This is a genomic window from Actinomyces sp., from assembly GCF_030524025.1.
In the GTDB taxonomy this organism is placed as follows: Bacteria; Actinomycetota; Actinomycetes; order Actinomycetales; family Actinomycetaceae; genus Actinomyces.
Genome location: NZ_JAUNHI010000001.1, coordinates 32,194 through 54,610 on the forward strand (window position 1 = coordinate 32,194; position 22,417 = coordinate 54,610).

At 72.2% G+C, this 22,417-nt stretch carries 17 protein-coding genes and 1 pseudogene; 16 read left to right on the plus strand and 2 right to left on the minus strand.

Going from position 1 to position 22,417, the window contains the following annotated elements; genetic code table 11:
- The first annotated feature begins 3 nt into the window (after positions 1-3).
- The 9 genes from Q4C85_RS00140 to Q4C85_RS00180 are packed head-to-tail and all read left to right on the plus strand — an operon-like array spanning position 4 to position 12,458.
- On the plus strand, positions 4-2,700 hold the full coding sequence (locus tag Q4C85_RS00140; protein WP_303138324.1) for an NADH-quinone oxidoreductase subunit G: 2,697 nt from the start codon (positions 4-6) through the stop codon (positions 2,698-2,700).
- A complete protein-coding gene (gene nuoH, locus Q4C85_RS00145; protein WP_303138325.1) occupies positions 2,697-4,247 on the plus strand; it encodes an NADH-quinone oxidoreductase subunit NuoH in 1,551 nt (516 codons plus the stop codon). Before Q4C85_RS00140 ends, nuoH begins: the two co-directional genes overlap by 4 nt.
- On the plus strand, positions 4,240-4,926 hold the full coding sequence (gene nuoI, locus Q4C85_RS00150) for an NADH-quinone oxidoreductase subunit NuoI (RefSeq protein WP_303138326.1): 687 nt from the start codon (positions 4,240-4,242) through the stop codon (positions 4,924-4,926). Before nuoH ends, nuoI begins: the two co-directional genes overlap by 8 nt.
- On the plus strand, positions 4,926-5,903 hold the full coding sequence (locus Q4C85_RS00155) for an NADH-quinone oxidoreductase subunit J (RefSeq protein WP_303138328.1): 978 nt from the start codon (positions 4,926-4,928) through the stop codon (positions 5,901-5,903). Before nuoI ends, Q4C85_RS00155 begins: the two co-directional genes overlap by 1 nt.
- A complete protein-coding gene (gene nuoK, locus Q4C85_RS00160) occupies positions 5,900-6,205 on the plus strand; it encodes an NADH-quinone oxidoreductase subunit NuoK (protein WP_126383247.1) in 306 nt (101 codons plus the stop codon). The genes Q4C85_RS00155 and nuoK overlap by 4 nt, the downstream gene beginning before the upstream one ends.
- Positions 6,206-6,222: 17 nt before the next feature.
- A complete protein-coding gene (nuoL, locus tag Q4C85_RS00165; RefSeq protein WP_303138332.1) occupies positions 6,223-8,232 on the plus strand; it encodes an NADH-quinone oxidoreductase subunit L in 2,010 nt (669 codons plus the stop codon).
- Positions 8,233-8,248: 16 nt separating this feature from the next.
- A complete protein-coding gene (locus tag Q4C85_RS00170) occupies positions 8,249-9,799 on the plus strand; it encodes an NADH-quinone oxidoreductase subunit M (protein ID WP_303138334.1) in 1,551 nt (516 codons plus the stop codon).
- The gene (gene nuoN, locus Q4C85_RS00175; protein ID WP_303138337.1) at positions 9,796-11,355 is read left to right on the plus strand and encodes an NADH-quinone oxidoreductase subunit NuoN; all 1,560 of its coding nucleotides are present in this window, start codon (positions 9,796-9,798) and stop codon (positions 11,353-11,355) included. Before Q4C85_RS00170 ends, nuoN begins: the two co-directional genes overlap by 4 nt.
- The gene (locus tag Q4C85_RS00180; RefSeq protein WP_303138340.1) at positions 11,352-12,458 is read left to right on the plus strand and encodes a polyprenyl synthetase family protein; all 1,107 of its coding nucleotides are present in this window, start codon (positions 11,352-11,354) and stop codon (positions 12,456-12,458) included. The genes nuoN and Q4C85_RS00180 overlap by 4 nt, the downstream gene beginning before the upstream one ends.
- A gap of 94 nt (positions 12,459-12,552) precedes the next feature.
- Here Q4C85_RS00180 and Q4C85_RS00185 read toward each other — a convergent pair whose 3' ends face one another.
- Positions 12,553-13,896 carry a hypothetical protein gene (locus Q4C85_RS00185; protein WP_303138342.1) on the minus strand — a complete coding sequence of 448 codons (1,344 nt, stop codon included), beginning with the start codon at positions 13,894-13,896 and terminating at the stop codon, positions 12,553-12,555.
- Positions 13,897-14,244: 348 nt separating this feature from the next.
- Between Q4C85_RS00185 and Q4C85_RS00190 the strand changes: the two genes are divergently transcribed.
- The 7 genes and pseudogenes from Q4C85_RS00190 to Q4C85_RS00220 all read left to right on the plus strand — a co-directional run bounded on the left by Q4C85_RS00190 (position 14,245) and on the right by Q4C85_RS00220 (position 21,438).
- Complete coding sequence (locus Q4C85_RS00190; protein ID WP_303138344.1) at positions 14,245-15,723, plus strand: FAD-dependent oxidoreductase; 1,479 nt, start codon at positions 14,245-14,247, stop codon at positions 15,721-15,723.
- A 210-nt stretch (positions 15,724-15,933) separates the two neighbouring features.
- Positions 15,934-17,049, plus strand: a complete 1,116-nt coding sequence (gene ald, locus Q4C85_RS00195) for an alanine dehydrogenase (protein WP_303138346.1) — start codon at positions 15,934-15,936, stop codon at positions 17,047-17,049.
- An 84-nt stretch (positions 17,050-17,133) separates the two neighbouring features.
- A complete protein-coding gene (locus Q4C85_RS00200; protein ID WP_303138348.1) occupies positions 17,134-18,396 on the plus strand; it encodes a TrpB-like pyridoxal phosphate-dependent enzyme in 1,263 nt (420 codons plus the stop codon).
- A gap of 1,227 nt (positions 18,397-19,623) precedes the next feature.
- Entirely contained in the window at positions 19,624-20,487 is an 864-nt protein-coding gene (gene htpX / locus Q4C85_RS00205) for a zinc metalloprotease HtpX (protein WP_303138726.1), read from the plus strand.
- Positions 20,488-20,578: 91 nt separating this feature from the next.
- Positions 20,579-20,779, plus strand: coding sequence for a hypothetical protein (locus Q4C85_RS00210; protein WP_303138349.1), 201 nt, complete (start codon positions 20,579-20,581; stop codon positions 20,777-20,779).
- A gap of 138 nt (positions 20,780-20,917) precedes the next feature.
- Positions 20,918-20,995, plus strand: a pseudogene (locus Q4C85_RS00215) (hypothetical protein); the annotation flags it as partial.
- A 188-nt stretch (positions 20,996-21,183) separates the two neighbouring features.
- Positions 21,184-21,438: a hypothetical protein gene (locus Q4C85_RS00220; protein WP_303138748.1), complete on the plus strand. Its 255-nt coding sequence runs from the start codon at positions 21,184-21,186 to the stop codon at positions 21,436-21,438.
- A 109-nt stretch (positions 21,439-21,547) separates the two neighbouring features.
- Here the strand turns inward: Q4C85_RS00220 and Q4C85_RS00225 are convergent, their stop codons facing one another.
- Complete coding sequence (locus tag Q4C85_RS00225) at positions 21,548-22,045, minus strand: YajQ family cyclic di-GMP-binding protein (RefSeq protein ID WP_303138351.1); 498 nt, start codon at positions 22,043-22,045, stop codon at positions 21,548-21,550.
- Positions 22,046-22,417 lie beyond the last annotated feature (372 nt).

A 22,417-nucleotide genomic window follows, 5' to 3' on the forward strand; every position in this document is an offset into this window, starting at 1 on the left:
CACATGACTGACACGGTCCACCTCTCCATCGACGGGATGCCGGTCGAGGTCGACGCCGGCACCCTCATCATCCGTGCCGCCGAGCGCGCCGGGGTGCGCATCCCGCGCTTCTGCGACCACCCGCTCCTGGCGCCCTCGGCCAACTGCCGCCAGTGCCTGGTCGATGTGGCCATGCCCGGGCGCGACGGCGTCGTGCGGCCCATGCCCAAGCCCCAGCCCGCCTGTGCCATGACCGTCACCGAGGGCATGGAGGTGGCCACCCAGGCCACGAGCGAGGTGGCCGCCAAGGCCCAGGCCGGCACGATGGAGTTCCTCCTCATCAACCACCCCCTGGACTGCCCGGTGTGCGACAAGGGCGGGGAGTGCCCCCTGCAGAACCAGGCCCTGGAGCTGATGGCCAGCGGCGCCCAGTCGGCCACCCGCTTCACCGACGTCAAGCGGGCCTTCCCCAAGCCCCTGCGGCTGACAAGCAACGTGCTGCTCGACCGCGACCGGTGCATCCTGTGCCAGCGCTGCGTGCGCTTCGCCGACGAGATCGCCGGTGACCCCTTCATCGCCCTGCAGGGCCGTGGCGCCGGGCATGTGGGCGGGCATATCACGCCCGGGCTGTACTCCGAGCAGATCGGCCGCTTCGACGCCTCGGTCCTCGACTTCCACGACCCGCGGGACGAGGGGCCGCGCACGCGGACCATCCGCGGCGAGGCGGGTCTCGTGCCCACCGAGGACCTGTCCGGTCCCGGCGGCGAGCCCGGGGTCCTCGACGGCCCGGTCGACGGTGCCGCCGGCCTGCCCGAGGGGCAGGACCTGTCCGGCAGGCCCTTCGCCTCCTACTTCTCGGGCAACATCATCCAGATCTGCCCTGTCGGCGCGCTGACCAGCGCCCGCTACCGCTTCCGCGCCCGCCCCATGGACCTGGTGTCGACCGACTCGGTCACCGAGCACGACGCCTCGGGGTCGGCCCTGCGCGTCGACATGCGCCGCGGCGTCGTCCTGCGCCGGCTCGCCGGTGAGGACCCCGAGGTCAACGAGGAGTGGATCACCGACAAGGACCGCTTCGCCTTCACCTGGTCCTCCCAGCCCGACCGGCTCACCGTCCCGCTCGTGCGCGACGAGGACGGCGCGCTCGTGCCCACGAGCTGGTCGGACGCCCTCGACGTCGCCGCCACCGGACTGGCGGCGGCCGCCGAGCGGGGGGTGGGCCTGCTGCCCGGCGCCCGCCTCACCCTCGAGGACGCCTGGGCCTGGTCGCGCTTCGCCCGCACCGTCCTGGGCACCAACGACATCGACCAGCGGGTGCGCGACCACAGCCCCGAGGAGGACACCTTCCTGGCGGCCCGGGTGGCCGGTACCGGCCTGGGGCGGGTGACCTACCGCTCCTTGGAGCAGGCGGGTCAGGTCCTCCTGGTCGCCCTGGAGCCCGAGGACGAGTGCGGCTCCCTGTTCCTGCGGCTGCGCAAGGCCGTGCGGGCCGGGGGCGCCGAGGTGGCCGCCGTGACGGCCACGGCCACCGCCGGCACCCGCAAGCTCGACGCGACCACCGTCTTGGCCGCCCCCGGCCAGGAGGCCCGCGCCGTGGCGCTGCTGAGCCGGACCCACCCGGGCATCGTCGAGGGCCTGTCCCGGCCGGGCGCCACCATCCTCGTCGGTGAGCGCGCCGCGGCCGTGCCGGGGCTGCTGTCGGTGGTCGACGCCCTGGCCACCGCCACGGGCGCCCGCCTGGCCTGGGTGCCGCGCCGCGCCGGCGAGCGCGGTGGCATCGAGGCCGGTGCGCTGCCCTTCCTCCTGCCCGGCGGCCGGCCCGTGGCCGACGCCCACGCCCGCGCCGAGGTGGCCCGCGCCTGGAACGCGGGCACCGGGGACGTGCACGCCAACCCGCCGCTGCCCGAGGCTCCCGGCCGCGACACGACGGCGATCCTGACCGCCCTGGCCGACGGCGAGCTCGAGGGCCTGGTCATCGGCGGCGTCGACCTGCGCGACTTCCCCGACCCCGGCCTGGCGCGCACCGCCCTGGCCTCCTCGGGCTTCACCGTGCAGCTCGAGGTGCGCCGCACCGAGGTGTCCGAGCACGCCGACGTCGTCCTGCCCGTGGCGCCGCCGGTGGAGAAGAACGGCACCTTCGTCAACTGGGAGGGCCGCGTGCGGCCCTTCGGCCAGGCCCACGTCTCGCGCGCCCGCACCGACCGCCAGGTCCTGGGGGCCCTGGCCCTGGAGATGGGGACCGACCTCGAGGCCGAGGACCTGACCGTCCTCCACACCGGGATCGCCGAGCTCGGGCTGTGGTCGGGGACGCGCGGCCCCGTCGCCTTCACCGAGGAGGCGCAGCGGGAGGACCGCCCCGAGGAGACGGGAACCGCCCCCGCGGGCCTCGAGGCTGTCCTGGCCACCCACAAGCCGATGCTCGACGACGGCCGGCTCCAGGACGGCGAGCCCTTCCTGGCCGCCACCGCACGGCGCCCGGTGGCCCGCCTGGCCGCCGACCTGGCCGCGCGCCTCGCCCTGGACCCGGGCCAGGAGGTCGAGGTCTCCACGCCCACCGGCACGGTCACGCTGCCCGCCGTCGTGGGAGGGGTGGCCGATGGCGTCGTGTGGCTGCCCGAGTGCTCCCCGGGCTCGACCGTGCGCCAGACCCTGGGCGCGGGGCACGGCTCGCCCGTCCGGATCTCGCTGCCCGCACCGACCAGCACGGAGGTGTCCCCGTGACCACCGCAGCCCTTGTCCGCGCCGTCGTCCAGCCGACGGCAACGGGAGGTGTGACCGCCGACTTCTCCGACGAGACCTGGTGGCTGTCGGTCATCAAGGCGGTTTTCATCGTCCTGTTCCTCATCGTGTCCGTCATCATGGTCCTGTGGGTCGAGCGCCGCGGCCTGGCCAGGATGCAGGTGCGCCGCGGCCCCAACGTCAACGGCCCCCTGGGTCTGCTCCAGGCGGTCGCCGACGCCGCCAAGCTCATCCTCAAGGAGGACTTCTGGCTCAAGGGCGCCGAGAAGTTCATCTACATCCTGGCGCCGGTCATCGCGGCCTTCTGCGCCTTCATGGTCTACGCGGTCATCCCCTTCGGCCCCGAGGTCTCCATCCTGGGCCACGTCACCCCGCTGCAGCTGGCCGACTTCCCCGTCGCCGTGCTCTACATCCTGGCGGTGACGGCCTTCGGCGTCTACGGCATCATCCTGGGCGGCTGGTCGAGCCACTCGACCTACCCCCTGCTGGGCGCCGTGCGCAGCGCCGCCCAGGTCATCTCCTACGAGCTGGCGATGAGCCTGTCGATGCTCACCGTCTTCCTCGCCTCGGGCACCATGTCGACCTCGGGCATCGTCTCGGCCCAGGAGCGCCTGTGGTGGGGCCTGGCCATGCTCCCCAGCCTCGTCATCTACGTCGTGTCGATGATCGGCGAGGTCAACCGGCTGCCCTTCGACCTGCCCGAGGCCGAGGGCGAGCTCGTCGCGGGGCACATGGTCGAGTACTCCTCGATGAAGTTCGCCTGGTACTTCCTGGCCGAGTACATCAACATGTTCAACGTCTCGGCGGTGTGCGTCACCCTCTTCCTGGGCGGCTGGCGCTCCTTCATCCTGGCCTCCTTCTGGGACGGGGCCAACTCGGGCTGGTGGCCGCTGCTGTGGTTCGTCCTCAAGGTCTGGGCGGTCATGTTCTTCATGATCTGGACGCGCGGCACGCTCGTGCGCATCCGCTACGACCACTTCATGAAGCTGGGCTGGAAGGTCCTCATCCCGGTGTCCCTGGCCTGGTTCGTGCTCGTCGCGGTCGTCCAGGCCTACCGAAGCTTCACCGACGGCTCCACCCAGGGGCTGCTGGGCGTCCTGGCGGCCATCTTCCTCGTGGCCATGCTCATCCTCTTCTTCGCCCCGGCCGCCCCCGAGGAGGACGAGGACGGCGAGCCCGAGGACCAGTGGGACGACGACGAGCTCATTGCACCGGGGGAGGGGGACCACCTTCTCGCGGGGGGCTTCCCCGTGCCGCCGCTGCCCGGCCAGACCCTGCCCCCCTCGCCGCGGGCCAGGCGCGCCGAGCCGGTCCCCGCCTCCGGGGGCGGGGCCGCCGCCCTCGGCCTCCAGCAGGTGGACGGCGCCGAGGGGGCCATGGCCGCCCCCGCGGCGGTGCCCTCGGTCATCTCGGACATCGCCGCCTCGCTGACGATCCACGCCACCGGGGCCGACGCCCCGGGCTCCACGACCATCCATCCCGACGCGGCCGCCCCCGCCGACGGCGCCCAGGAGGACAACGATGACTGAGCACACCGACGGCCCCCGCCGGTCCCGGTCCGACCACAACCGGTGGCTGCGTGACGCACCCGGAGCACTGGCCCGCGTCTTCGCGCCCGTAGCCGGTTACGGCGTGACCATCTCCTCGATGTTCAGGCCCACGGTCACCGAGCTCTACCCCTTCGAGCCCGCGGTGCTCATGCCGCGCTACCACGGGCGCCACCAGCTCAACCGCTACGATGACGGCCTGGAGAAGTGCATCGGCTGCGAGCTGTGCGCCTGGGCCTGCCCCGCCGACGCCATCTACGTCGAGGCCGCCTCCAACGCACCGGGGGAGCAGCACTCGCCGGGGGAGCGCTACGGACGCGTCTACCAGATCAACTACCTGCGCTGCATCTTCTGCGGCCTGTGCATCGAGGCCTGCCCGACGCGGGCCCTGACGATGACCCACGAGATCGACGAGCTGGTCGGGCCCACCCGCACGGGCCTGATCTACGACAAGGAGGACCTGCTCGTCCCGCTGCCCGAGGGCGCCCTGGCCTCCCCGCACCCCATGGTCGAGGGGACCGAGGACGCCGACTACTACCGCGGCGCGGTCACCGGACCCACCCAGGCGCAGGTCGACTGGGTGCGCGCCCACCGCCCCGACGACCCCTCACTGGCAACCGCCGCCCCGGTCCCGGCCCCGTCCAAGGAGGTCGTCCACTGATGTCCGTCCTGCACGCACCCGCCGCCCTGACCAGCGCCGGAGAGCTCTCCGGCGGTGAGACGATCCTGTTCGGGGTCGTCGCCCTGGTCACGGTCGGCTGCGCCCTGGGCCTGCTCACCGCCAAGAGGGCGGTCAACGCCGCGGTCAACATGATCACGATCATGATCTGCCTGGCGATACTCTACGTGGCCTCCGAGGCGCCCTTCCTCGGGGTCACCCAGGTCGTCGTCTACACCGGCGCAGTCATGACCCTCGTCCTGTTCGTCGTCATGATGGTGGGCCTGGGCGGCGACGAGCCGGTCAATGCCACCGGCTCGCCGGCCAACAAGTGGCTCGTCGCCCTCCTGGGCGCCGGGCTCGCCACGGTCCTGGTCTGCGTCGTCGTGACGACCGCCTTCCCACAGGCCGCCGGACTCCAGGCCGGTCAGGGCGCCACCCCCCAAGCCCTCGCCGAGGTCCTCTTCGGCAGCCACGTCGTCGTGATGGAACTGACCGGCATCCTGCTCGTTATCGCCGCCGTCGGGGCGCTGAGCCTGACCCACCGGGAGCGGATCCGCCCGGCCCTCAGCCAGCGGCGCAGCGCCCAGTCCAAGATGCGGGCCTACGCGACCCGCGGCCTTCACCCCGGCCAGAAGCCGATGCCCGGGGTCTACGCCGCCACGAACGCCGCCACGGCCCCGGCCCTGGACGCCGCCGGCCAGGCGGTCGAGGAATCCGTCCCCCGCGTCCTGCGGGCGCGTGGGGACGCCCTGGAGGTCGCCGAGGTCTCCCCGGAGACCGGGCGAGCCCAGCGCTCCGGGAGCATCGCGGCCCGGACCGAGGCCGCCGTGGGCCGCTCCGGCATGGCGACGATGCCCGGCGCCCCGGCGCCCGTCGTCGTCCAGCCCCTCGCCCAGGAACCCCAGGAGGCCGACGCGCCGGACAAGGAGCCGGCCGATCAGGACCAGGACAAGCAGGACAAGGAGGACAAGCAGTGACCGTCCCCGTGACCGCCTACGTCGTCCTCGCCGTCGTCCTGTTCAGCATCGGGGCGCTGACCGTGCTCCTGCGGCGCAACGCCATCATCGAGCTCATGGGTGTCGAGCTGATGCTCAACTCCGTCAACCTCGCCCTGGTCAGCTTCTCCCGCCTCCACGGGGACCTGACCGGCCAGCTCTTCGCCTTCTTCGTCATGGTGGTGGCCGCCGCAGAGGTCGTCGTGGGGCTGAGCATCGTCGTGTCCATCTTCCGCACCCGCAGGTCGACCTCCGTCGACGACGAGAACCTGCTCAAGAACTGAAGGGGGCCGGCACTTCCATGACCTCAACGCCTCTCACCCTGGCCGCCCTGGCCGACACCGCCGCGGCGCCCCTCACCCCGGCCACGGGGGCCGCAGCACTGTCCTGGCTGCTCATCGCGGTGCCGGCGGCCAGTGCCGCCCTGCTCCTGCTGGCCGGGCGGGCCTCGGACCGCTGGGGCCACTGGCTGGCGGTGGCAGCCTCCTTCGTCAGCGCCGGACTCGGCATCGCCATCCTCCTCCAGGTCCTGGGCACCGACCCGGCGGACAGGGTCCTGGGCGTCCACCTGTGGCGCTGGTTCGCCGCCGGGGACCTCACTGTCGACCTCGGGCTGCGCCTCGACCCCCTGTCGCTGACCTTCGTCGCCCTGGTCACGGTGGTCGGCTCCCTCATCCACCTGTACTCGGTGGCCTACATGGCCTACGACCGCGACCGGCGCCGCTTCTTCGCCTACCTCAACCTGTTCGTCGCCGCGATGCTCACCCTGGTCCTGGGGGACTCCTACATCGCCCTGTTCATCGGCTGGGAGGGCGTGGGCCTGGCCTCCTACCTGCTCATCGGCTTCTGGAACACCGCCGAGGCCGACGACGAGCCCGCGCTACAGGCCACGAGCCGTGAGAACGCGACGGCCGCCAAGAAGGCCTTCATCATGAACCGCGTCGGGGACCTCGGCCTCCTGGCCGCCATGATGGCCATGGTCTCCCAGGTCGGCTCGGTGGCCTTCGACGCCGTCCTGCCGGCTGCCGGCTCGACCCTGTCGACCGGGTGGCTGACCGCCATGGGCTTCTTCCTGCTCCTGGCGGCCTGCGGCAAGTCCGCCCAGTTCCCGCTCCAGGCGTGGCTCGGTGACGCCATGGCCGGCCCCACCCCGGTCTCGGCCCTCATCCACGCCGCCACGATGGTCACGGCGGGGGTCTACCTCATGGTGCGCTCCGCCCCGATCTTCGAGGGCGCCCCCTCGGCCCAGACGGCCGTCGCGGTGGTCGGCGCCCTGACCCTGGTCCTGGGGGCGGTCATCGGAAGCGCCAAGGACGACATGAAGAAGGTCCTGGCCGCCTCGACGATGAGCCAGCTCGGCTACATGATGCTCGGCGCCAGCTTGGGGCCGATCGGCTACGCGGTCGCGATCTTCCACCTGCTCACCCACGGCTTCTTCAAGGCCCAGCTGTTCCTCGCAGCCGGCTCGGTCATGCACGCCATGGGCGACCAGGTCGACATGCGCCGCTTCGGCGCCCTGCGCACGGCCATGACCGTGACCTGGGTGACGATGGGCATTGGCTGGCTCGCGATCCTCGGCATCCCGCCCTTCTCCGGGTTCTGGTCCAAGGACCTCATCATCGAGGCCGCCTTCGTCGGCGAGGGACTGCGCCCGTGGGTACTGGGGACGGTCGCCCTGCTGGGTGCGGGCCTGACCGCCTTCTACATGTCGCGCCTGTTCTTCATGATCTTCCACGGCACGCCCCGCTGGACCACCGCCAAGGACGCCGAGGGCGAGGTCCACCCCCACGAGTCGGGCTGGCTCATGACCGCGCCACTGATCATCCTGTCGGTCTTCTCCGTGGGCCTGGGCGGCCTGCTGGCCTCCGGGGACGCCTTCGTCACCTGGCTCGAGCCGGTGACCGGCCACGTCGAGCACCATGAGCCGGTGCTGGCCGTCCCGGTCATCATGTGCCTGACCCTGGCGCTGGTCGTCATCGGCGCCCTGACCGCCTGGGTCATGTACGCCCGGCGCGAGGTGCCGGTCGTCGTCCAGCCCGGCAACGCCCTGGTCGAGGCCGCCCGCCACGACCTCTACCAGGACTCGGTCAACGAGGCCCTCGCCATGCGCCCCGGGCAGGGGCTCGTCATCGCCGCCACCGTCAGCGACCGTCACCTCGTCGACGGCGCCGTCGAGGGGGTCGCCCGGGCGACCGCGGGCCTGGGCAGGCTCGTGCGCCGCACCGAGTCGGGCTTCGTGCGCTCCTACGCCGGCTACATGCTGGCCGGAGCGGTCCTTGCCCTCATCGCCGTCCTGGCCAGCAGGTACTGAGAGGACACGACCCCCTATGCAGTCCAACACCGCAGACCTTCCCGTGCTCACCATCACGGCGCTCATCCCGCTGACCGGGGCGCTACTCCTGTGGGTGCTTCCCCCGCTGCGCGCCCGGGCGCGTGCCGTGGGCCTCCTGTTCTCCTTGGCCGCGCTCGCGGCGGGGGTGTGGGCCCTGACCCTGTTCGACCTCGACGCCGGGGGCACGGTCCAGCTCGCCCAGACCCGGGCGTGGATCCCCTCCCTGGGCGTGTCCTGGGCGCTGGGCGTCAACGGCCTGGGGCTGGCCATGGTCCTGCTCACCGTCTTCCTCACCCCCCTTGTGCTGCTGGCCAGTTGGGGGGAGGTCCCGGCCGAGCGTCAGGGCCTGTTCACGATCCTCGTGCTCGTCCTGGAGTTCCTCGTCGTCGTCCTGTTCGCCGCCCGCGACGTCTTCCTGTTCTACGTGTGCTTCGAGGCCATGCTCGTGCCCGTCTACTTCCTCATCGGCCGCTTCGGCGGGGCCGACCGCAGGCGGGCGGCCCTCAAGTTCCTCCTGTACTCCCTGGCGGGCGGCCTCGTCATGCTCGTGGGGGTCGTCGCCCTGTACGTCTACGGGCCGGGGGGCGAGACGAACTACCTCATCGACTCCCTGGCCTCGGGGCTGAGCGCCTCGAGCGGCGTGAGCCGGTGGATCTTCGTGTCCTTCCTCGTGGCCTTCGCGATCAAGGCGCCCATGGTGCCGCTGCACACCTGGCTGCCCGACACCGCCGAGCAGGCCACCCCGGGGACCTCCGTGCTGCTCATCGGCGTGCTCGACAAGATCGGCACCTACGGGATGATCGCCCTCATCCTTCCCCTGTTCCCGCAGGCCACGACCTGGGCCGCCCCGGTGGTGATCGTCCTGGCCCTCGTGGGGATCGTCTACGGGGGGCTGGCGGCCATCGGCCAGGACAACCTCTACCGGCTCATCTCCTACACCTCGATCAGCCACTTCGGCTTCATGGTGCTGGGCATCTTCATCGGCAACCAGGTGGCGGCCACCGGCGCCATGGTCTACATGGTCGCCCACGGCCTGTCGATCGCGGGCCTGTTCCTCGTCACCGGCTTCATGGCGCGGCGCACCGGCACGGTGGCGGTCTCCGAGCTCGGCGGGCTCGCCCGGGTCATGCCCCTGGTGGCCGGCACCTTCCTCGTCTCGGGCCTGGCCTCGATCGCCCTGCCGGGCCTGTCGGGCTTCGTGCCGGAGTGGATGGTCCTGACCGGCACCTTCTCGGAGTCGGTGGTCGTCGGCCTGGTCGCGCTGGCCGGGGTCGTCATCGCCGCGGTCTACCTGCTCCTGCCCTACCAGCGCGTCTTCACCGGTGCGCCAGCCCCCGACCGCGTCGGCTCACCCGACCTCGACTGCCGCGAGCGGATCGTGCTGGTCCCGGTGATCGCCGCCATGCTCGTCCTGGGCCTGGCCCCTGCCGGCCTGACCGGCGTCCTCGACCCGGTCGCCGCGCAGGTCGCCGCCGTCGCCGGGGCCGAGCAGGCCGCGGCCTCCTCAGCGCCAGCACCCACCGCCACGGAAGGGAACCCCCAGTGAGCTTCACCGCCCCGACCATCACCTGGGCCGGACTCACGCCGGTCCTGCTCGTCCTGGGCGCCGGGGTCCTCGGGGTCCTCCTCGAGGCCCTCGTGCCCCGCCGCAGCCGCCTGACCACCCAGACGGTGCTCGCTCTGGGCGCCATCCTCGCGGCGGGCGTCGCCCTGAGCGACCGCTGGGCCAAGGTCTCGGCCGGCACCGGGTCGGCACTGACCACGGGCATCAACGAGGACCCCTTCGGGGTGGCCGCCCAGGGCGTCCTGCTCGTCATTGGCCTGCTCGCGGTCCTCGTCATCGCCGACCGCACCTCCGCGGGGGACGGGGCCTTCGCCGCGCAGGGCGCCGACCGTCCCGGATCGGCCGAGGAGAGCGAGTCCCTTCACGCGGGCTGGACCTCCACCGAGGTGCTCCCGCTGACGATGCTCTCCCTGGGCGGCATGATGCTCTTCGGCATGGTCAGCGACCTCATCGCCCTGTTCGTCGTCCTCGAGCTGATCTCCCTGCCCCTGTACGTCATGGCCGCCCTGGCCCGCCACCGCCGGCTGCTCAGCCAGGAGGCGGCCCTCAAGTACTTCGTCCTCGGCGCCTTCGCCTCAGCCTTCCTGCTCATGGGCGCGACCCTCCTATACGGCTACTCCGGCTCGGTGTCCTACGCCGGCGTCGCCCAGGCCCTCCAGGACGGCACGCAGGCGGGGATGGACCGGCTCGTCCTGGCGGGCACCGCCCTGGTGACCATCGGACTGCTGTTCAAGATCGCCGCCGTGCCCTTCCACGCCTGGAGCCCCGACGTCTACCAGGGCGCCCCCACCCCGGTCACCGGCTTCATGGCCGCCGGGGTCAAGGCGGCCGCCTTCCTCGCCCTCGTGCGCTTCTACTACATCGTGGGCGGCAACCTCGGCTGGGACATGGCGCCCCTCCTGTGGAGCGTGGCCCTGCTCACCATGGTCGTGGGCACTGTCGTCGGCGTCGTGCAGGGCGACGTCAAGCGCATGCTCGCCTACTCGGCGATCGCCCACACCGGCTACATGCTCATCGGCATCATCGCCCTGGACGTGCGCGGCATCCACGCCCTGCTCCTCTACGCCCTCGTCTACGGGACCGCCACCCTGGGCGCCTTCGGCATCGTCGCCCTCGTGCGGGCCGACCACGACGGCGCCGCCGGCGCCGAGGCCACCGACCTCGAGTCCTTCTCCGGGCTGGGGCGCACCAACCCCTGGCTGGCCGGGGCGATGACCATCTTCCTCCTGTCCTTCGCCGGCATCCCCCTGACGGCGGGCTTCGTGGCGAAGTTCGACCTGTTCGTCGCGGGCGTGACGGGGGGAGCGGCCTGGCTGGTCGTCGCCGCGGTCGCCTCCTCGGCGGCCACCGCCTTCTTCTACGCCCGGCTCATCGTCCTCATGTTCTTCCACGAGCCGGGCCCCGGGCGTGTCGTCGTGTCCTCCAACGGGCTGTCCGCGGTGGCGATCGTCCTGGCCGCCGTCGTGACGATCGGGCTGGGAGTGCTCCCCGAGGCGCTGCTCAGCGCGCTGGGTGACGCCGTTATGCTCGTGCCGTGATCGGATCGCTACCACTGCACGCCCCCGAGCTCGAGGGGCGGATCGTGCCCGCCCTGGAGGCCGTTGAGACGCGCCTGCTCGATGTCGTCAGCAATGCCGACGAGACCATCAACCCACCGACCTCCCACCTGGCCGAGGCCGGGGGCAAGCGGCTGCGCCCGGTCCTGACCCTCCTGACCGCCCAGCTGGGCGACCCGGACCTGGCGGTGGGGGAGGCCGTGCGGGACGCGGGGGTGGCGGTCGAGCTGACGCATATCGCCACCCTCTACCACGACGATGTCATGGACGACGCCCCCCTGCGCCGGGGGGCGCCGAGCGCCCAGACGGTGTGGGGCAACTCCGCGGCGATCCTGACCGGCGACGTCCTGGTGGCCCGCGCCTCCCAGCTCGTGGCGGGGCTGGGGCCCGAGGCGGTGCTCGCCCACGCCAAGACCTTCGAGCGCCTGTGCATGGGCCAGCTCCACGAGACGCTGCCGCGCCCGGCGGGCACCGACCCGGTGGCCCACTACATCCAGGTCCTGGCGGACAAGACGGGGTCCCTCATCGCCGTCTCGGCCCGCTACGGCGCCATGCTCTCCGGTGCCGGGGCCGCCACCGAGCGGATCGTCGAGACCTTCGGGGAGAAGATCGGGGTGGCCTACCAGCTCGCCGACGACTGCCTGGATGTGACCAGCGACGCCCGGACCTCCGGCAAGACCCCGGGGACGGACCTGCGTGAGGGCGTCGACACGATGCCCGTGCTCCTCCTGCGCCAGGCCCTGGCCGCCGGGGAGCTCGACGCCGCGGGGCAGTCGATCCTGTCGGCCCTGTCCACCGCGGACCTCGCCGACGACGCCGTCCTGGCCGAGGTCGTCGCCCGGCTGCGCGCCCACCCCGTCCTGGCCCGCACCCGCCAGATGGCGGTGCGTTGGGCCGAGGAGGCCGTCGAGGCGCTCGGGGGCCTCGAGGAGGCCGTCCTGGAGGGCACACGAGCCCGGCTTGAGGCCGCGGGCCTCGACGCCGCGGCGCGCCAGGCCGAGCTGTCCGTGGCCCGCGAACGGGTGCGGCTCGTGCGCGCCGGCCTGGAGCAGCTCGCCCGGCTGCTCGTCGACCGGGCCGCCTGAACCGTCACCGGTCGGCGCCGGCCCCTCCTGCGACCATGGACCGCCGGTGCCGGCGAGTCGGCGGTCCGGCGTCGGCCAGTGGGAGCGGCTCCGGTCAGGACTTCCAGTCGGTGGCGAGGATAATGGTGCTCTGGGCGTCGACGGCAGCCATCGGGCTGACCCCGGCGACCGTCTGGGACGGGTAGGCGGTCGAGGTGATGTCCGCGCCGGTGGTCAGGTCGATGAGGGTGATCGTCTCGGGCTGGTCCTCGAAGCACAAGTAGAGGACGTCGTCCAGGACGGTGGCCGAGGACGGGATGGGCCGGCCGGAGTCGGCCGACCAGCTGACCGCGGGGGCGGGGTCGCCGGGCTTGCGCGCCTCGACGTACTTCTGGCCGATGGTGACGAGGTAGCCGTCGTGGTAGGCCGCCTCGGTCGTCAGGTCGACGGTGTCGGGGATGGGGCCGGTCTGGTCGACCTCGGTGCCCGTGCTCAGGTCGTAGGCGCCCAGGCCCTCCGTGCCGTCCCACGTGACCCCGTAGGCGATGTGCCCGACGATCCGCGAGACCGTCATCGTCTCGGGCGGGTCGACCTCGGTGCCGTCGGTCAGCGAGATGAGCGTGCCGCCCTCCCACTCGCCGGTCACGTAGTCGCAGGCGTCCCGTGAGGAGAAGTAGCCGTCGAGGTCCTGGGGGTCGGACACGACCGTGGACAGGTCCTCGGTGCGCACCGAGGCGATGTGGTCGGTGCCCCACTGGGCGATGAGCACCGAGCCGTCGGTCGACAGGCGCAGCCCGGCCATCGTCCCCTGCTCCTCGGGGACGATCCCCGTGTCCCACAGGGTGGTCGTGGCGCTGACCGTGCCGTCGGCCAGCGCGATCTTGAGCAGGTCGACCCGGGCGGGGCCCTCGGTCGTGTCGGTCGCCGTGGTGGAGGCCTCGTCCTCCTCGGTCAGCGCCTCGGAGTCCTGGGCGGACGATGCCGTGCCGGGTCCGCCCAGAATGACCAGCGCGTAGCCGTTGTCGTCCTCGACGACGATGGTCGAAGCGGTCAGGGAGTAGGCGGCCTCGCCCTGGGCGGGGGCCGTCACGTCGGTGGTCGTCGCCGTCGCGTACTCGCCGGTGGCGGGGTCGGCGGTGATGACCCGGGTGTCCATGGTCGTCAGGTCGGTGTAGAAGGTGACCGAGCCGCCGCCGGTGAACAGCCGGGCGATCCCCGCCGCGTAGCGCCCGCCGACCCGGGCGAAGCGGGACCCCGAGCCCTCGACCGACACGGGCAGGTCGGCCGTCTCACCGAAGGCGGTCGGCGGGGTCGTCGGCGCCGAGGCATCCCCGGCGGCCCCGCTCGCGGCGGAGCCCTGCGACGGGTCCGACCCCTGCGACCCTGAACCGCAGGCCGCCAGGATGGGCAGGAGCAGTGCGCCCAGGGCAGCGCGGGACAGGAAGGCACGACGCTTCATTGAGAACTCGCTCCATCGGGATCGGTGCGGCGGTGCCGCGACGGGATGGCTAGGTGTCTCGTACTCTAACGTCACCGAATCGTGATGGCGCCCCGGGGACGCCCGCATGTTGAGCGGCGAGAGGCGGGGCGCGGACCCTCCTGGTTCTGGACGGCGAGGACGGCAGGCACATTGTCGGTGGCCGAGGCCGGTGGCGCCATGGGGAGCACTATCACTGGACAGGGTCGGGCAGCTGTGTCCGATGCCATGGGGGACAGGGGCTCGGGCCCCATAAACTGGTCGCGCCGCGAGCCCCGGCTCTCCGGGCCGTCGTGGCGCCACCCGTCCCCCAGCAGGAACGAAAGAGCAGTGAACGCACGTCCTTTGAATGTCGCCGTCATCGGAGCCGGTCCCGCGGGCATCTACGCCTCGGACATCCTCTCGAAGTCGGGCATGGAGGTCTGTATCGATCTGTTCGAGCGTCTGCCTGCACCCTATGGGCTCGTCAGGTACGGCGTGGCCCCCGACCACCCGCGCATCAAGCAGATCATCGTCGCGCTGTACAAGATCCTCCAGCGCGGGGACATCCGCCTCATCGGGAACGTCGAGGTCGGCCGCGACATCACGGTGGCCGAGCTGCGCGAGCACTACGACGCCATCATCCTGTCCACCGGCGCCGACACGGACGCCCCTCTCGACATCCCCGGGATCGACGCCCCCGAGGTCTACGGCGGGGCCGACTTCGTGTCCTGGTACGACGCCCACCCCGACCACCCGCGCACCTGGCCCCTGTCCGCCTCCGAGGTCGCCGTCATCGGTGTGGGCAACGTGGGCCTGGACATCGCCCGGGTCCTGGCCAAGAACGTCCAGGACCTACTCGTCACCGAGATCCCGGGCAATGTCGCACAGGCCCTGGCCGACTCCCCGCTGACCGACGTCCACATCTTCGGACGCCGCGGCCCCGCCCAGGTCAAGTTCACCCCGCTGGAGCTGCGCGAGCTTGGCAAGCAGCCCGGTGTCAACGTGACGGTCGACGAGGAGGACTTCGAGTACGACGAGGGCTCCCAGGCCGCCCTGGCCACCTCCAACCAGCAGCGGCAGGTCGTCAAGACCCTCGAGGGCTACGCGATGCAGGACCCCGAGGACCTCACCGGGGCGCGCACCATCCACATCCACCTCTTCCAGTCCCCGGTCGAGGTCCTCACCGACGAGGAGGGTCACGTGCGCGCCCTGCGCACCGAGCGCACCCGCCTCAACGGCGACGGCACCGTCACGGGCACCGGGGAGATGCGCGACTGGCCCGTCCAGGCGGTCTACCGCGCCGTCGGTTACGCGGGCAGCCCGATCGAGGGCCTGCCCTTCGACCACAAGCGCCACGTCCTGCCCAACGACGGCGGCCGGGTCCTGGGCGAGGACGGCCGTCCTCTGACCGGCGTCTACGCCACCGGCTGGATCCGGCGAGGGCCGGTGGGGCTCATCGGCTCGACCAAGTCCGACGCGCAGGAGACGATCTCCAACCTCGTGTCCGACGCCGAGGCCGGTCTGCTCGGCGCCGGCGGCGGGGAGGCGGGCGAGCTCGGCCACGACGCGGTCATGGCCCTGCTCTCGGCGCGGGAGGTCCCCTTCACCACCTGGGAGGGCTGGGAGCTCCTCGACGCCTACGAGCGGGAGCTGGGCGAGGCCTACGGCGAGGTCGAGGGGGGACGCGGCGGGCGCGAGCGCGTCAAGGTCGTCGCCCGCGACGCCATGACCGCCATCTCCCGGTCCTCCGACGTTCCGGTCGACCTCATCGGACGGCCCGACGCCGACCGCGTGCCGCAGCGGGTGGCCCACCGGCTCGACGGCTGAGACCCCTACGGCGGGGGAGCCCCGGCGGTCCTGGGCCGCCGGGGCTCCCCTCGCCGGTCGGTGGTCGTGACCTTCATTGCCGATATGGGGCCCACAACGGCGGTGTGACGCGTATCCTTCCTCTCCTGGGCGAGCACGCAGTCCTGTGCCGTCGAGAAGGGTACTGACCGTGCCGGTGGCACGGCCACCGACGACGAGGAGACAGCCACGATGAGGATCGGGGTCCCCACCGAGATCAAGAACAACGAGTTCCGTGTCGCCATCACCCCCTCCGGTGTGCATGCGCTCACCCAGCGCGGGCACGAGGTGGCCGTCCAGGCCGGCGCGGGCCTGGGCTCGGCGATCCCCGACGAGCAGTACGCGGCGGCCGGGGCGGTGCTGGTCGAGGACGTCGAGGAGCTGTGGGCCGGCGCCGACATGATCCTCAAGGTCAAGGAGCCGATCGCCCCGGAGTACGCCCGTATGCGCCCGGGGCAGCTGCTCTTCACCTTCCTTCACCTGGCCGCCGAGCCCGCCCTGACCGAGGAGCTCCTCGCGCGGCGGGTCACCGCCATCGCCTACGAGACCGTCGAGTCCGACTCGGGGGGCCTGCCGCTGCTGGCCCCCATGTCCGAGATCGCCGGAAGGCTGGCCGCGCAGGTCGGCGCCGACGGCCTGCTCAAGCCCCGCGGCGGCTCCGGGGTGCTCCTGGGCGGGGCCTCCGGGGTGCGCCGGGGCTCGGTGGTCGTCCTGGGCGGGGGGACCGCGGGGCTGTGCGCGGCCCGGGTCAGCGCGGGCATGGGCGCCGAGGTCACGGTCTTCGACCTCGACCCCGTGCGCATGCAGTACATCGAGGAGATCTCCCAGGGGGCGATCCGCACCCGCTTCTCGACCTCCCTCGACATCGCCCAGGCATGCGCCGGGGCCGACCTCGTCATCGGCGCGGTCCTCGTGCCCGGTGCCCGCGCCCCGCGCCTGGTCACCCACGAGATGGTCGAGACGATGCGACCCGGCTCCGTCCTGGTCGACATCGCCATCGACCAGGGGGGCTGCTTCGAGGACTCCCGCCCCACGACCCACTCCGAGCCGACCTACGAGGTCGCCGGCACGACCTTCTACTGCGTGGCCAACATGCCCGGAGCCGTGCCCTACACCTCGACCCACGCCCTGACCAACGCGACCCTGCCCTATGTCACCGCCCTGGCCGACTCCGGGTGGCAGGCCGCCTGCCGCCGTCGGCGCGACCTGGCCCGGGGCCTGTCGACCCACGACGGGACGCTGTTGACCCCCGGCGTCGGCCAGGCCCTGGACCTGGAGGTCGGCGAGCTCGACTCCCTGCTGGCCTGAGCCGGCCCCGGGTCCGCCCGCCACCTCACTCCCTCCGTATCCCTCCGTACACCCTCCGCACATCCCTCAGCACCAAGGAGAGCCATGACACGCATCGGTTCCGCGACGCCGACGCACTGGTACAACCTCGCCGCCGACTTCCCCGAGCCGCTCCCGCCCGCCCTCCACCCGGGCACCGGGCAGCCGCTGGAGCCCGCGGACCTCGAGCCCCTCTTCCCCCGGGCGCTTATCGAGCAGGAGGTCTCCACCGAGCGTTTCATCGAGATCCCCGAGGCAGTGCAGGAGGTCTACGCCAAGTGGCGCCCCTCCCCGCTCATCCGCGCCGACCGCCTCGAGAGGGCGCTGGGCACCTCGGCGCGCATCTTCTACAAGTACGAGGGTGTCAGCCCTGCGGGCTCCCACAAGCCCAACACCGCCATCGCCCAGGCCTGGTACAACGCCCAGGAGGGCACCACGCGCCTGACCACGGAGACCGGGGCGGGCCAGTGGGGCGCCTCCCTGGCCCTGGCCTGCTCCCTGTTCGGCATGACCTGCGAGGTCTGGCAGGTGCGCGCCTCCTACGAGGCCAAGCCCTACCGCCGCCACCAGATGGAGGTCTACGGCTCGACCTGCCACTCCTCGCCCTCGGAGCTGACCGAGGCCGGGCGCGCCCTCCTGGCCGCCGACCCGCAGACCACCGGCAGTCTGGGCATGGCTATCTCCGAGGCCGTCGAGGTGGCCGCCACCTCCGAGGGCGTCCACTACGCCCTGGGGTCGGTGCTCAACCACGTCATGCTCCACCAGACCGTCATCGGTCAGGAGGCCATCGCCCAGCTCCACGCCGCCGGGGTTGAGGCTCCCGACGTCGTCTTCGGCTGCGCCGGCGGCGGCTCCAACCTGGCGGGCCTGACCTTCCCGATCATTGGACGCAACCTGACCGAGGGCACCGCCTCACGGGTCGTGGCCTGCGAGCCGGCCGCCTGCCCCACGATCACGCAGGGCGAGTACCGCTACGACTACGGCGACGTGGCCGGTCTGACCCCGATGCTCAAGATGCACACCCTTGGGGCGGACTTCGTGCCCCCGGCGATCCACGCCGGCGGCCTGCGCTACCACGGCATGTCCCCCATGGTCTCCCACGCGGTCGAGCTCGGTCTCATGGAGGCCGTCGCCGTGTCCCAGGACGAGGCCTTCGCCGCGGGCATCACCTTCGCCCGCGCCGAGGGGATCATCCCGGCACCCGAGTCCACCCACGCGGTGGCGGCGGCCCTGGCGCACGCCCGTGACGCCGCCGACGGGGAGGTCATCCTCATCGGCCTGTCCGGCAACGGCGTGCTCGACCTGCCCGCCTACGAGGCCTACCTCTGAGCCCGGTCGCAGTGTCGTGAGAACGCGACGCATCACCTGGGGCGGGAGCGGATCCGCCCCCGGAGCGGCTGATCCCGGCCGGCACCCACCTCATGGGTGCGGTGTCGAGCTCACGGGTGTGGTGGCGCCCCGTGGGCTCTGGCGCACCCAGCCCGAGGCTCCCGATCGTCGACGGCCAGGGGCGCACCCCTTGGTGGCCGTCACGTAGGACCCGGGGCAGGGACCCGGACGGAGCAGGCTCGTCCGGCGGAAGGAGCCCGGGGGCAGCGGCATCGACCTCGTCAGCCAGGGCGCCCAGGCCTTCACCGCAGACCTGCGCGCACGCTTCGACATCATCGGCTTCGACCCCCGGGGCGTAGGCGCCTCGACCCCCTGACCTGCCTGAGCCCCGAGGAGGTCGAGCAGGTGGCCCAGGACCCCACCGGGGCCCAGGGCGACACCCCCGCCGAGCAGGAGGCCGCCGCCGAGGAGGAGTCGGCCCAGGCCGCGCTCGGGATGGGCCAGCAGGAGGCCGCCCCCTGCGAGCGCCACACGCCGGTGCCCGGGCTCATCGACCACATGGACACCGCCTCGGTGGCCCGGGACCTCGACGTCCTGCGGGGAGTCGTGGGCGACCCGCGCCAGTCCTACCTGGGCACCTCCTACGGCACCTACCTGGGTGCCCGCTACGCCGAGCACTGTCAGAGCGGTCAGGACTGTCCGCTCAGCGGTGGCGTCGAGGAGGGCATGTCCCAGCTGAGGGACTTCTTCACCCGAACGACCGACAACCCGCTGCCCACTGACGCCGAGGGGGTCGTGCTCGACGGCGCGACCGCCCGGAGCGCCGTCGGCCAGATGATGTACGACGAGACCGCCTGGGAGTACCTCACCACGGCCCTGACCGCCGCGATGAAGAACGGCGACGGCACCGACTGGCGGCCCTGGCCGCACCAGCCGTCGACGAGGAGCAGGATCCCCAGGCCGCAGCGCAGGCGCAGGCCGCCGAGGCCGCCAACGCCCCCGCCATCAGCGCCATCGACTGCCTCGACTACCCCGTGCGGGGAGACCAGGCGCAGTAAGACGCCCAGGCCGCCCAGACCGCCCAGACCAAGAAGGTCGCCCTCACGATGGGTGAGGGTCAGTCCTACCCCGACGCCTTCTGCCGGGGCTGGGGCCACCACTCGGACCACGAGCCGGCGGCGCCCCGGGCGCAGCCGGGACACAGACGGGATCGATAGAATGAGCCTCATGACAGGCACGAATCATCACAACGGGCTGAAGACCGCCGTCCTCATGGGCGGGTTGTGGAGTCTGCTGCTGCTGCTCGGCTGGCTGCTCGCCCAGGGCACGGGATCGTCGGTCTGGCTGTTCATCATGCCGCTGATCGGCGTGGCCCAGACCGCCTACTCCTACTGGAACTCCGACAAGCTGGCCGTCCGCTCGATGGGCGCCATCGAGGTGACCGAGGCCCAGCGGCCCGAGATGTACGCGATCGTGCGCGAGCTGTCGACCGCCGCCGGCCAGCCGATGCCGCGGCTCTACGTCGCACCGACGATGAGTCCCAACGCCTTCGCCACGGGACGCGACCCCCAGCACGCCGCCGTGTGCTGCACCCAGGGGATCCTCCAGCTGCTCGACCGGCGCGAGCTGCGCGGAGTCCTGGGCCACGAGCTGTCCCACGTCTATAACCGGGACATCCTCACCGGCTCGGTGGCCGCCGGGATCGCCGGAGTCATCTCCTCGGTGGCCACGATGGTGCTGTGGTTCGGCGGCGGGCGCGACCGGCGCGACGGCAACGTCATCGTCCTGCTGCTCATGGCGCTGCTCGCCCCACTGGCCGCCAGCCTCACCCAGTTCGCCGTGTCGAGGACCCGGGAGTACGACGCCGACCACGACGGCGCCGTCCTGACCGGCGACCCGCTCGCCCTGGCCAGCGCCCTGCACAAGCTCGAGACCGGGGTCGCCCGCGCCCCGCTCGCCCAAGACCCGAAGGTCGAGCCGGTCAGCTCGATGATGATCGCCAACCCCTTCGGCACCGTGCGCAGCCTCTTCGCCACGCACCCGCCCATGGCCAAGCGCATCGCCCGCCTCGAGCAGATGGCCGGGTACTGAGCCCGGGCGCCTGCGTGTTCGGGCTAGCCGGACATGCAGGTGACCGGGTGACGGGATGCCGCGCGCCGGCGCCCTCGACCACGATTGCCCCATGAACATCCTGAAGTCCTGGACCGCCCGCCTCCCGCAGATGTGCCGGGACGCCCCCTATCTCCTGTTCGCCTGGCCCTTGAGCCTGTTCGCCTTCTGCCTGGTCATCCCGCTGCTGGCCACCGGCGTCAGTACCGTCATCATCTGGGTGGGTCTGTTCGTCCTCGTGGCCGCCCTCGTCGTCGCCGGGGGATTCGCCTAGATCGCACGGATGGCGGCGGGCGCCGTCAACGCCACCGGCCGCCTGCCCTCCTCCTACCTGCGCGCCGAGGCCGACACCCGCCGCCAGCTGGAGCGCGACATTCACGACGGCCCGCAGCAAAGGCTCGTGCGGCTGGGCATGGACCTGGCTCGCGCCCGCCGCCAGGCCGGCACGGACCCGGCGGCCACCGCGGCGATCCTCGACGAGGCGATGACCCAGACCCAGGACACCCTCGATGAGCTGCGCCGCCTCTCGCGCGGCATCGCCCCGCCGGTGCTCATCGACCGGGGGCTGTCCGCCGCCCTGTCGGAGGCCGCTGCGCGCTCGGCGGTGCCGGTGACCGTGCGCGCGACCTTCCCGACCTACCCGACCTTCCCGACCACGTCTCCTACGCGGCCTACTTCGTGGCCAGCGAGGCCCTGGCCAGCGTCAACAAGCACTCCGGCGCCACCCAGGCGCACCTGGGGGCGGCCGTTGACAACAACAACCTGCTGCACGCGTGGGTCGACGACAACGGCGTCGGGGGCGCCGGGGTGTCCAAGGGCCACGGGCTGGCCGGTCTCGTCCAGCGCCTCGAGGGCGTCGACGGACGCCTGGCGGTCAACTCACCGGCCGGCGGCCCGACCCGGGTGGAGGCGGTGATCCCATGCGCGTCCTGATCGCCGACGACTCCGTCCTGCTGCCGGACGCGGCCACCCACCGCCGGGTCAAGGCGGTGCTCACCCTCCTGTCAACCTGAGGCAGGCGCGGAGTCAGGCGGAGGGTGGCTCAGCGGTAGTTGACGAACTGGAGAGGGACGTCGACGTCGAGGTCCTTGAGCAGCGCGATGACGGCCTGGAGGTCGTCGCGCGACTTCGAGGACACCCGCACCTCGTCGCCCTGGATGACGGCCTTGACCCCCTTTGGCCCCTCCTCGCGGATCGCCTTCGTGATCCTCTTGGCGACATCCTGGGTCAGCCCCTCCTTGAGGGGGCACACGAGCTTGTAGACCTTGCCCGAGGGGCGCGGCTCCTTGTCGCCCAGGTCGAGGACCTTGAGGGAGACGCCGCGCCGGAAGAGCTTGGACTGCAGGACGTCGAGGACGGCCAGGACCCGCTCGGCCGAGTTCGCCTGCAGGGTGATCGTGTCTCCGCTCAGTTCCACGCCGGCGTCGACCCCCCGGAAGTCGTAGCGTTGCGAGATCTCCTTGGCGGTCTGGTTGACGGCGTTGTCGACCTCCTGGCGGTCGAGCTTGGAGACGACGTCGAAGGACGAGTCGGAGGCCATGGCGGTCCTTTCGAGGCAGAGGCGCGAGCACGGTGACGCCGAGCGCCCACACACGGGCTCCCGGCGCTCCGATCGTAGAGGATCGACCTGAGCGGGTGCGGCCGGTCCTCGTGGGCGGCTGCGGGTGGTGGCAGGCGGGGGAGGGCAGTGGGGCGATCCAGGGGTGTCGGCGGGCGGCGCGGCTCGGACAGAACCGTGAGCACCGTCCATGAGGCACTGTGAGCAGGGTCCCAGGCGGGTGGTTGGCGCGCGTGGCGCCTGGCTTGCTATTCTTCCACGGCACCACGCGACGCCCCTGTCGGCCGAGTACGGTGCGAGGCGGGTTGCCCGAGCGGCCAATGGGAGCTGACTGTAAATCAGCCGCGGAATGCT